The sequence below is a fragment of the Microbacterium sp. SLBN-146 genome, from assembly GCF_006715145.1.
In the GTDB taxonomy this organism is placed as follows: Bacteria; Actinomycetota; Actinomycetes; order Actinomycetales; family Microbacteriaceae; genus Microbacterium.
In genome coordinates this window covers 447,082-457,889 of the sequence record NZ_VFMR01000001.1, presented here as the reverse complement: position 1 = coordinate 457,889, position 10,808 = coordinate 447,082, and the positions used below count along the sequence as shown (strand labels likewise).

The window sequence follows — 10,808 nt, the reverse complement described above, 5'->3', positions numbered from 1 at the left end:
TCTGCGCCCCGCTGGCGGGGATGTGCGGTTGGGGCGCACTCCGTCACTCTGGGGCGCCTCTTTGCGTATGCCGTGGCTTGGGGCGTGCTGCGGCGTCTCGGGGCGGGCATTCCGCGCCCCGGGGTGACGATCTGCGCCCCGCTGGCGGGGGGTGTGCGGTTGGGGCGTACTGCGTCACTCTGGGGCGCCTCTTCGCGTCCACCGCAATCTGGGGCGCGTTCTGTCGTTCGGGGCGCGCCTCCTGCGCCCCGGTGTGCGAATGCGCGCCCCGGTGTGCAGGAACGCGCCGTGACGGCGTGGCCGTGGCGCTGGGGCGCGTTCCTGCTGGCCGGGGCGGGAGATCTGCGCCCCGTGGGGACGGGTTGCGCCCCGGTGCGACGGAACCCGCCCCGGAACGAGCCGCCCGCCTGCTTCCGCGCGACGTGTCTGGGCGGTCAGCGGGGGAGGGTGGGGGCGAGGCGTTCCCAGTCCGCCACCGGGAGGGGATAGTCCCGCCAGCCGGACTGCCGGTCGAGGATGCTGATGCAGACGTGGTCCGCACCGGCGTCGAGGTGTTCGCGGAGGCGGGCCGCGACGGCATCCTCATCGCCCCACGCGATCATCGCGTCGATGAGCCGGTCGGATCCGCCTTCTGCGGCGTCGTCCGAGGTGAACCCGAGGCGCACCCAGTTCGCGACGTAGTTGGGCTGGCCGAGGTAGAGGGACAGATGACGCCGCGCGGCAGCGCGAGCGGTCGCGGCATCCGGCTCGAGCACGACCATCTGGGTCGGAGCGAGGAACGGTTCCGTTCCGAGCACCTCGCGAGCGCGCTGCGTGTGTGCCGGAGTCGTGAGGTAGGGGTGCGCGCCGCTTGCGCGCGTGGCCGAGAGATCGAGCATCCGTGGTCCGAGCGCCGCCAGGACGCGCTGCATCGCGAGCCCGTCGGGATCGCATGCGTCGAGTTCATCGAGGTACTCGCGCATCGCCGTGAGCGGGCGGCGGTAGCGACCGGGATCGTCGCGATCCACGAGGGACGCGTGACTCACCCCGAGGCCCAGCAGGAAGCGTCCTCGGTCGGCCGGTGTCAGCGCGTGCAACTCGGCGACGACCTCCGCCGGGCGCATCGTCCAGATGCTCAGGATGCCGGTGGCCACCGCCACTCGTGAGGTCGCCGCGAGCAGCTCCCTGACGCGAGCGAACGGGTTCGACACGCCGCCCGTCATCCACAGCGCCGAGTAGCCCGCCGCCTCGAGGCGCTGCGCGGCCGCGGTCGCGGAAGCCGCGTCCCGCACGCGGAGTCCGCCCGACCACACGCCCCAGGGGCCCGCGGGAATCATCGCGGATCGTCGGCGTCGGGCGACAGCACCGATCCGTGAGCGAGGTCGGCGACCCACGACGCGAATCGCCAGCCCGCCGCTGTGCGGACAAAGCGCCCGGTGTAGGTGCCGACGACGATGTGGCTGGCGCCTCCCCGGCGGTAGTAGGCGATGCCCGTGAACCGCCCGTCCGCGGCATCCCCGTCGACCTCGACGGTGCTGTTGGTGAAGGTGTGCAGGATCCAGGGCATCGAGGTCTGCAGACGCACGAACTGCTCTCGGATCTCATCGCGCCCGCGGCAGGGCGGACGCGCGGCGTTGATGCTGTACACGCCGTCGTCGGTCCAGAGGTCTGCGAGCGCCTCGGGATTCGGATGGCTCGGGCCCGACCATCCGCCGTCGCACAGCGCGTGGTACCGCGCGACCAGTCCCTCGATCGCGCGAACGTCCTCGAGTTCCCGCACACGCCTCTCGAGCGCGTCGATGCGCGCCGCCGCGTCGGACATCATGCGCCGTTCAGCTCAGCGGGGTGGCGTCGTCGGGGAGGCAGCGGACGAGCGCCGTCCGCACGGCCCGGCAGACGAGGGTGCCGTCCTGATTGTGCCCGCGGTGCTCGAGTGTCACGATGCCCTGACCGGGGCGCGATGCCGACAGGCGCTTCTCGCCGATCTCGGTCTCGCAGTAGAGGGTGTCGCCGATGAAGACGGGGGCGGGGAACTGGATCGTCCCGAAACCGAGGTTCGCGATCGTCGTTTTCTGCGTGAGGTCGGGAACACCGATGCTGCAGACGATCGACAGCGTCAGGAGACTGTTGACGAGCCGCTGGCCGAACTCCGACTCCGCCGACTTCTCGGCATCGAGGTGCAGCGTCTGGGTGTTGAGCGTGATGCTGCAGAAGAAGACGTTGTCTGCTTCCGTGATCGTCCGTCCCGGTTCGTGCCGGAAGACGTCACCCGTGATCATCTCCTCGTAGTACCGGCCGCGCCGCGTGTGCACTGTCATCGCTGTCTCCTTCAGAGTCGGGGGTGGGGTCGAGGTTCGGAGGTCAGGCGTCCTGCGACGCGAGCGCGCGGACGACGCTCGATGTCGAGGGGCGACCGAGCAGCTCGGCCATCCAGGTGCTCGCCCGCGCGAGGGCGGCGACGTCGACACCGCTTCGGATGCCGAGACCGTCGAGCATCCACACGAGATCTTCCGTCGCGAGATTGCCCGCCGCGCCCGGGGCGTACGGGCACCCGCCGAGTCCCCCGGCCGACGCGTCGAACGTACGGATGCCGGCTTCGAGCGCCGCGTACGAGTTGGCGAGCGCCTGCCCGTACGTGTCGTGGAAGTGCACCGCGAGGACGTCGGCACCGAGCCCCGCCGAGTCGAAGGCGTCGATCAGATCGTGGACGCGGCCGGGGGTCGCAAGGCCCAGCGTGTCTCCGATCGACAGCTGCGATGATCCGAGGTCGTAGAGTCGGCGTCCGACTTCGACGACCTGCGACACGGGCACGTGGCCCTCCCACGGGTCGCCGAAGCACATCGACACGTACGCGCGAACATCCATCCCCTCTTCGCGTGCGCGGCTCACCGTCGGCGCGAACATCTCGAACTGCTCGTCGACCGAGCGGTTGAGGTTCTTCTGCGCGAAGGACTCCGTCGCGCTGCCGAAGATCGCGATGTGGCGGACGCCCGCGGCAATCGCCCGGTCGAGGCCACGCGGATTCGGGACGAGCACGGGATAGGAAACCGCGCCGTCGAGATCGAGCTCCCGCAGGACATCCTCCGCGTCGGCGAGCTGCGGCACCCACGTCGGATGGACGAAGCTCGTCGCCTCGATCGTCGTGAGTCCGGATGCCACGAGCCGGCGGATGAACTCGACCTTGTCGGAGGTCGAGATCGCGGTCGCCTCGTTCTGGAGGCCGTCGCGTGCGCCGACCTCGTAGACGGTCACGCTCTCGGGCATCTGGGTCGTCATGCTCGTTCCTTGTTCGTATCAGGTGCGTGACCGCACGAGGGCGACGGGCTCGCCGAGGAGTTCGGGGTACTCGGCCGCGACGTGTGCGGCCATCGCCTCGAGGTGCGTGCGCATCGCGGCTTCTGCCGTGTCCGCATCGCCCGCGACGATCGCCTTCAGGATCTTGCGGTGCGCTGCTTCGGCATCGTGGAGCGAGTGCGCCGGGTAGCGGACGCCGGCGTCGTGTCCGTCGGCGATCATGCTCAGGACGTCCCACATGACGGCGAGGGGGCGGTTGGCGGCAGCTTCGGCGATCGCGGTGTGGAACTCGCGATTCATCCGCCGCCAGTCCTCGCCGCCCTCGTCGAGCAGTTCTAGCGCCGCCGCGGCATCCTGAAGCTGCGTCGCCTGCTCGGGCGTGCGGTGAACCGCCGCGGATGCCGCGAGAGCCGGCTCGATGAGGAGTCGCGCATCGAGGATCTCGCGCAGCCCGATGTCGCTCATCCGCATGAGGACCGAGAGCGGGCGGGCGATCGACTCGCGACGAGGGGATGCCACGAAGGCCCCGCCGCCCGCGCCGACGCGCGTCTCGACGATGCCCTCCGCCTCGAGGATGCGGAGGGCTTCGCGGATCGACGCGCGTCCCGCGCCGTACTGCAGGACCATCGCCGCCTCGACCGGCAGCCGGTCGCCGGGTCGCATCCCCGCGTCCACGATCCCTTCTGCGATCGCCTCGGCGAGGGCGACGGGCTTGCGCGGTCGGCGCCGATCGCGGGCGGGGGACGCCGAGGGGAGGCCGGTCATGTCAGTACGAGCGCGGGAGGGACAGGACGTGCTCGGCGATGTAGTTGAGCACCATCTGCTGGGATACGGGAGCGCTCTTCATGAGGCGCGACTCGACCCAGTAGCGGCCGACGTTGTACTCCTTCGCGTAGGCGAAACCGCCGAGCGTCTGCATCGCGCAGTCGGCCGCGAAGAACGCGGCGTCCGAGGCGAGGAACTTCGCCGCGTTGGCGTGCTCGCCGCAGGGAAGCCCGTTGTCGTAGCGCCACGAGGCCTCGCGGACGGCGAGTTCCGCTGCGCGCAGCCGCATGTGGGCCTCGGCGAGCGGGAACGAGATGCCCTGGTTCTTGCCGATGGGCCGGCCGAAAACGACCCGCTCGCGTGCGTACGCGGTTGCGGTCCGGAGTGCCGCGCGACCGATGCCGATCGCTTCGCCCGCGATGAGGATGCGTTCGGGGTTGAGGCCGTCCAGAAGGTACGAGAACCCGCGGCCCTCCTCGCCGACGAGGTCGTCGGCCGAGACGCGGAGCCCGTCGAAGCGGATCTCGCACGACCCGACGGCGTTGCGGCCGATCTTGTCGATGAGCTCGATGTCGACTCCCGGCGCTTTCAGGTCGGCGAGGAAGAGCGACATGCCCTTCGTCCGCTTGTCCACCTGATCGAGGGGAGTCGTGCGGGCGAGGAGCAGCACCTTCTCGGAGATGTGCGCCTTCGTGATCCACACCTTCTGGCCCGACACGACGTACTCGTCGCCGTCGCGCACGGCGCGCGTCGTGATCGAGGGGGTGTCGGTGCCGGCATCCGGTTCCGTGACACCGAACGAGACGTGCAGCTCTCCTGAGGCCACGCGGGCGAGGTAGGCCTCCTTCATGGCATCCGAGCCGTGCTTGACGACGGGGTTCATGCCGAAGATCGAGATGTGCAGGGCGCTCGCCCCGTTCATGGCTGCCCCGGATGCCGCGACCTCCTCCAGGACGACGGAGGCTTCGGTGATGCCCGCGCCGCCGCCGCCGAACTCCTCGGGGATCGAGATTCCGACCCAGCCTGCGCTGGCCATGGCGTCGTAGAAGTCCCACGGGAACTCGTGCTGCTCGTCGCAACGGCGCCAGTACTCTGCGCCGAATCCGTCGCAGATGTCACGGACGGCCTGGCGGATGTCTCGGATGTGCTCCGGCTCTTCGAAATCCATCGTCTTCCACTCTGAATATGCGGATGTTTCGAGATGCCAGCATATCAAGCGCTTGCTTTATCCTGTCAAGTGGGTAGCATCCGAAGACATGACCGCTCCGACGCCGGACTTCGTCCCCGCCGCAGACGCCCTTGCCGACCTCGTTGCGGGTTCGCGGATCGTCGCGGGAAATGCGTGCGGCACGCCCCTCAGCCTCCTGCGCGCGCTCGGCGAGCGCGGCCCCGGTGCTCCCCGCGTCGCGCTCACGGTGGGGCTGACGCTCGGCGACCCCGGACTTCGACCTGCCGTCGCGGCTGGGACTCTCGGCATCCGGAGCTGGCACGTGCACGGCGATATCCGTGCGATGCATCGCGACGGACTCGTCGACTACCTGCCGCTGCGGCTCGTCGACGTGCCGCGCGTCGTGCTGGCTCATGCCGACGTCGCCCTCGTGCGGCTCGGACCACCCGACGCCGACGGGTATTGCAGCCTCGGTCCGTCGGCGAGCTTCACGCGAGACGCCATCCGGCTCGCCGACCTCGTCATCGCGGAGATCGCCGACGACGTCCCCCGCACGGCGGGGGACAGCCGCGTGCACGTCTCCGAGATCGACCGCTTCGTCGCGTCGACCGTCGAGATGCCGCGCTACGAGCCGAGCGAGCCCACGGCATCCGCCATCACGGTGGCACGGCTCGTGGGCGGCGTCATCCCCGAGGGTGCGACCGTCCAGCTGGGCATCGGCGCGATCGGAGACGCACTCGCGGCGGAACTCTCGCGGACAGCCGCGGAGAGATCGCTACGCGTTCACGGCATGATCTCCGACCCGATGGTGCCGCTCGTGGAGGCGATCGCCGCCCGCGGCGACGCACCCGTTCAGGCCGTCGAGCTGCTGGGGTCGGCAGAGCTGATGGCCTGGGCCGACGGGAACGCCGCGATCGAGATGCGGGACTCCCAGAGCGTCCACCATCCCGCCGCGATCGCGGGAATCCCGTCGTTCGTCTCGGTGAATTCGGCCGTTGCCGTCGATCTTCGTGGGCAGGTCGTCGCCGAGACCGTGCGGGGCGGGGTCATCTCCGGCGTCGGTGGGAGTGCGGACTTCTCCGAAGGCGCCCACCTGTCGCCGGGCGGTATGCGGATGATCGCGCTGGCCTCGACGACCGCGAAGGGCCACTCGACGATCGTCGCCACGCACGGTGCCGGAGACCTCGTCACGGCTGCGCATCACAGCGTCGACGCCGTCGTCACGGAGCACGGCGTGGCGTGGCTCCGCGGTCGCACGGTCGCCGAGCGGCGGGCCAACCTCATCGCGGTCGCAGCTCCCGAGCACCGCGACGCGATCGCCGCCGCTGCGGCGTCGCTGCGGATCTGAGGCGTGCACGGGAGGTTTGCGTCTCCCCGACAGCCGCTATGGCGAGCTCCGACGACGTCGAGATGTGATGAGCGCGAGGCCCGCCCAGGCAACTGCCAGGACAGTGCATCCGATCGCCCACACGAGTGATCCCGCCGTAGCGAAGATCCAGAGCGCGAGCATCCCGAAACCGAGAGCGAGAACGAGAGATACAGCGACGCCCGGGCGCGACTTCATGGAAGAGATGATGGTGGACCCTTGGAAGCACGGCGTCGGAGTCGTGGAGTGTATTGCGCACCACTCGCGTGCTTTTCACCCATGGTTTCGTCCCCGTGCCCCGGAATGTCAGAGCCGCGTACATCTGAGGCCCCCGCGGATCTAGCCAGCCGTGACCGCCGCGCGCTCGAGGTCGAAGCTCGGGTATCCCTCTGCGGTCTCTTGCGCGAGGCGTCGACGGTAGCGAGGTCCGCCGCCCAGGTACACCATCGCGCGAGGTTCCTCGTCGCGGTCGAGGTTCTTGTTGTGTCCGTTGAACCACGACTTCGTCTTCGACATGAGGAGCTTCGCGTTGACCTCGTGGACGTGCGCCGTCCACTCCTGCTCCGCGTCGGCGCGCGCCTCGACGCGGACGATCCCGCTCGCCTGGATCTCGGTCACGAATCCCGTCATCCAGTTGACGACGTCTTCGATGCCGCGCGGGAAGTTGGCCGACGCCGACCCCGACTGGGGGCCCGCGAGGATGAAGAGGTTCGGGAAGCCGTGCACCTGGACTCCGAGAGCGGTGACGGGACCACGCGTCCACTTGTCGCGCAGGCGCTGGCCGTCGACCCCGACGATGTCGATGCGGTCGAAGGGTCCCGTGACCGCGTCGAAGCCCGTCGCGTAGACGATGACGTCGACATCGATCGCCGGTCGGGCGGCGTCGCCCGCTCCATCGAAGCGGATGCCGTCGGGAGTGATCTTCGAGACGGGAGTCGTCTTCAGGTCGATGAGCTCCACGTTGTCGCGGTTGAAGACCTCGTAGAAGCCTGACTCTCCCGCGACCCGCTTCGTGCCGAAGCCGTGGTCCTTCGGGGTCAGGAGGTCGGCGACGCGCGGGTCCTTGACACGCTCGCGGATGCGCTCCGCGATGAACTCCGTGAGCTCGGCGTTGGGGCCCGGCTCCATCATCGTGTCGCGGTAGTTGCCCATGTACATCCCGGCGCCCGAGCCGCGATACAGCTCATGCCAGTGCGCCACCCGCTCTTCACGCGTGACGTCGGTGCTGAGCGTGCGGTCGGGCCGGTGGATGAATCCGGCTGGTGTCTCGCTGCACCACTTGAAGATCTCGTCGTAGCGGGAGCGCAGATCGGCCATCTCGTCGGCGAGGATCGGCGAGTTGCCGAGCGGCGCGCACCAGTTCGCCCCGCGCTGCAGGACGTAGAGCTGTTCGACGGATGCCGCGATGTCGGTGATCACCTGAACGCCGCTCGCGCCGGTGCCGATCACGGCGACGCGCTTGCCGGTGACATCGAGATCCTCGGGCCAGTCGAAGGTGTGCACGGCATCGCCCGCGAACGTGTCCATCCCCGAGATACGCGGGTACGTCGGCGCGGAGAGGATGCCGATGGCGGAGAGGACGAAGCGGGTGCGGACGGACCGTCCGTTCTGGAACGTGACGGTCCACTCGTCGGCCTGCTCGTTCCACACCATCGACACGACCGCGAGGTTGTAGCGGATGTGGGGGCGGAGCGAGTACTTGTCGGCGAAGTAGTTGAGGTACGAGAGGGTCTCGGGCTGCGCCGCGAAGCGCTCGGACCAGTCCCACTCCTGCAGCATCTCGGGCGAGAAGGAGTACTGGTACGTGTACGACTCCGAGTCGAACCGGCATCCCGGGTATCTGTTCTTGTACCACGTGCCGCCGAGGCCGCTGTTGGCGTCGACGAGGAGGACGTCGGCGTCGAGATCGAGCAGCCGCTGCAGCTGGCAGAGGCCGCAGACGCCGGCACCGACGACGAGATACTCCACGAACTCGGGGAGCGGCTGGGCCTGTGCGGCTTCTGAGATCGAGCTCACGATTCCTCCATAAATCAAGCGCTTGCTCTAGACTATCACGCAGACGCCTTCTCGCAGAGGAGAGGACCCGCGATGACAGATCCGCGCACGATACGCGCCGAGGTCCGCGGACGCGTGGGCTGGATCATCCTCGATCGGCCTGACGTGCTCAACGCGCTCAACGACGCCGTGCGGGCAGAGGTGCTCGAGGCGGCGGCGAGATACGACGCGGACCCGGGGATCGGCGCGATCGTCGTGACCGGGTCCGATCGCGCATTCGCCGCAGGCGCCGACATCGGCGATCTTGCCGACGTCTCCGGTGCGGAGGCGATCGTGTCGGGGGTCTTCGACGGGTGGGAGGCGTTCGCGGCCCTGCGGAAGCCTGTCATCGCCGCCGTAGCGGGATACGCCCTCGGCGGCGGGTGCGAGCTCGCGATGATGTGCGACATCATCGTCGCGGCGGACACGGCGCGTTTCGGTCAACCCGAGATCACCCTGGCGCTCATTCCTGGCATGGGCGGGACGCAGCGCCTCGCGAGAGCCGTGGGCGCGTACCGTGCCGCCGACCTCGTCCTCACGGGACGCATGATGGACGCCGCCGAAGCCGAGCGGGCAGGGCTGGTCTCGCGTGTCGTGCCCGCCGCCGAGCTCCTCGACGTCGCCTCGGCGATCGCGGACGGGATCGCGGCGAGGTCGCTTCCGTCGGTCCTCGCCGCGAAAGCGGCGCTGCGGGTCGCGCTCGAGACGCCGCTCGCCGCGGGTCTTCGGTTCGAAAGGCACGCCTTCGCCGCACTCTTCGACACGATGGATCAGAAAGAGGGCATGGCCGCGTTCCGCGAGAAGCGCGCGCCGAGCTTCGAAAACCGATGACCGTCGGCCCTGACGGCAGGAGAGGACAGCGTCATGCAGACCCCCATCGAGCGCACATCGTCGTGGACGACCCTCGCGACGCGTGTCTTGGCGCCGAACCCCGGACCCATGACGCTCGACGGGACCAACACCTACGTTCTGCGGGCGCCGGGGTCGGAGGGTGTCGTCGTCGTCGACCCAGGGCCGAGCGATCCGGCACATCGCGAGCGCATCCTCGCGCTCGGCCGTGTGGACCTCGTCCTCGTGACGCACCACCATCGGGATCACACGGAGTCGGCGGCGTCGTTCGACGCTCCCGTCCGGGCCGCGGATCCGACCTTGTGCGTCGACGCTCAGCCGCTGCGGCACGACGAGGAGTTCGAGGCCGCGGGCGTGCGCATCCGCGTCGTCGCCGCCCCGGGGCATACGGCGGATTCCGTGTGCTTCCTCCTGCCGGATGACACGTCGATCGACGTTCCCGCCGCAGACGGTGTCGGTTCCATGCTGACAGGCGACACGATTCTCGGCCGCGGCACGACAGTTCTGGACGGCGCCGGCGGCGGAACGCTCGGCGACTACCTCCGCACCCTTCGGGTGCTCATCGCGGTGGGTCCGGCGATCCTGCTCCCCGGACACGGCGACCGGGGCGATGACCTCTCGGTCGTCGCCCGCGCGTATCTGACGCATCGCGAGAAGCGGCTCGCCGAGGTCGAGAGTGCGGTGGCGCGTCTGGCCGGCGCCGAGCCGCGGCATCCCGTCACGGTCGATGCGGTCACCGACCTCGTCTATGGCGATGTGCCCGCCAGCGTGCGGGGCGCCGCCGAGGCGAGCGTCACGGTGCAGCTCGCCTACCTCGAAGAGCGCGAGGCCTGAGTGCGGAAGGTGGGAGAGGCATGGTCGACCTCGGCGTCCTGAAGACCTTCATCGCCGTCATCGATACGGGATCGGTCGTCGCGGCGGCACGCGAGCGCGGGTACTCTCCCGCGGCGGTGTCGCGGCAGATGGCGTGGCTCCAGCGCCGCCTGGACGTGCGCTTCTTCGAACCGGCCGGACGATCCATCCGTCCGACGACGGATGCCCTCGAGTTCGCCCTCCGCGCCCGCGAGCTCGTCGACGAAGTCGACCGCTTCGAGCGCTACTCCCGACGCTTCAGCGCAGCCCGAGACCGCGCCTGAGGAGACCCCCGGCGCCCGGAGAACGGTCCATCGCGGGGCGGCTGCCCGGAGGGGCGGGGTGGAGGTCGCGGCGTATGGCAGCTTTGCGCAAAAGGAGGCAATGTTGCGCTAGTGTTGTTCTGTCTCGATGAGGAGGAACAATGGCGATTCCGGATGCCGCGCACGACGCCGCGAGGATGCTCGATGTACTCGACAGGGGAGGCGTCGGGATCGTGCC

General features: G+C 69.4%; 11 protein-coding genes. 4 read left to right on the top strand and 7 right to left on the bottom strand.

What is annotated here, in order from left to right:
• Positions 1 to 434 precede the first annotated feature (434 nt).
• The 6 genes from FBY39_RS01855 to FBY39_RS01830 are packed head-to-tail and all read right to left on the bottom strand — an operon-like array spanning position 435 to position 5,206.
• Positions 435 to 1,316 carry a TIGR03620 family F420-dependent LLM class oxidoreductase gene (locus FBY39_RS01855; protein ID WP_141929976.1) on the bottom strand — a complete coding sequence of 294 codons (882 nt, stop codon included), beginning with the start codon at positions 1,314 to 1,316 and terminating at the stop codon, positions 435 to 437.
• Positions 1,313 to 1,804 (bottom strand): nuclear transport factor 2 family protein, encoded by a 492-nt coding sequence (locus FBY39_RS01850; RefSeq protein ID WP_141929975.1) that lies wholly within the window; start codon positions 1,802 to 1,804, stop codon positions 1,313 to 1,315. The genes FBY39_RS01855 and FBY39_RS01850 overlap by 4 nt, the downstream gene beginning before the upstream one ends.
• Positions 1,805 to 1,811: 7 nt before the next feature.
• Positions 1,812 to 2,297 carry a MaoC family dehydratase gene (locus FBY39_RS01845; protein WP_141929974.1) on the bottom strand — a complete coding sequence of 162 codons (486 nt, stop codon included), beginning with the start codon at positions 2,295 to 2,297 and terminating at the stop codon, positions 1,812 to 1,814.
• Between the two features lie 43 nt (positions 2,298 to 2,340).
• Positions 2,341 to 3,255: a hydroxymethylglutaryl-CoA lyase gene (locus tag FBY39_RS01840; protein ID WP_141929973.1), complete on the bottom strand. Its 915-nt coding sequence runs from the start codon at positions 3,253 to 3,255 to the stop codon at positions 2,341 to 2,343.
• 18 nt (positions 3,256 to 3,273) lie between these two features.
• The gene (locus FBY39_RS01835; protein ID WP_141929972.1) at positions 3,274 to 4,038 is read right to left on the bottom strand and encodes a FadR/GntR family transcriptional regulator; all 765 of its coding nucleotides are present in this window, start codon (positions 4,036 to 4,038) and stop codon (positions 3,274 to 3,276) included.
• Position 4,039: 1 nt separating this feature from the next.
• Positions 4,040 to 5,206, bottom strand: coding sequence for an acyl-CoA dehydrogenase family protein (locus tag FBY39_RS01830; RefSeq protein WP_141929971.1), 1,167 nt, complete (start codon positions 5,204 to 5,206; stop codon positions 4,040 to 4,042).
• Between the two features lie 88 nt (positions 5,207 to 5,294).
• On the opposite strand from FBY39_RS01830, the gene FBY39_RS01825 reads away from it, so the two are divergent.
• Complete coding sequence (locus FBY39_RS01825) at positions 5,295 to 6,554, top strand: acetyl-CoA hydrolase/transferase family protein (RefSeq protein ID WP_160132872.1); 1,260 nt, start codon at positions 5,295 to 5,297, stop codon at positions 6,552 to 6,554.
• Between the two features lie 357 nt (positions 6,555 to 6,911).
• Here FBY39_RS01825 and FBY39_RS01820 read toward each other — a convergent pair whose 3' ends face one another.
• The gene (locus FBY39_RS01820) at positions 6,912 to 8,588 is read right to left on the bottom strand and encodes an NAD(P)/FAD-dependent oxidoreductase (protein WP_222115645.1); all 1,677 of its coding nucleotides are present in this window, start codon (positions 8,586 to 8,588) and stop codon (positions 6,912 to 6,914) included.
• 72 nt (positions 8,589 to 8,660) lie between these two features.
• Here FBY39_RS01820 and FBY39_RS01815 point away from each other — a divergent pair, with 72 nt between their 5' ends.
• From FBY39_RS01815 to FBY39_RS01805, 3 genes are read left to right on the top strand one after another with little or no spacing between them, the layout of a single operon-like run.
• Complete coding sequence (locus FBY39_RS01815) at positions 8,661 to 9,437, top strand: enoyl-CoA hydratase-related protein (RefSeq protein ID WP_141929969.1); 777 nt, start codon at positions 8,661 to 8,663, stop codon at positions 9,435 to 9,437.
• Positions 9,438 to 9,470: 33 nt separating this feature from the next.
• Complete coding sequence (locus FBY39_RS01810; protein ID WP_141929968.1) at positions 9,471 to 10,289, top strand: MBL fold metallo-hydrolase; 819 nt, start codon at positions 9,471 to 9,473, stop codon at positions 10,287 to 10,289.
• Between the two features lie 20 nt (positions 10,290 to 10,309).
• Complete coding sequence (locus FBY39_RS01805) at positions 10,310 to 10,591, top strand: LysR family transcriptional regulator (protein ID WP_141929967.1); 282 nt, start codon at positions 10,310 to 10,312, stop codon at positions 10,589 to 10,591.
• Positions 10,592 to 10,808: the final 217 nt, after the last annotated feature.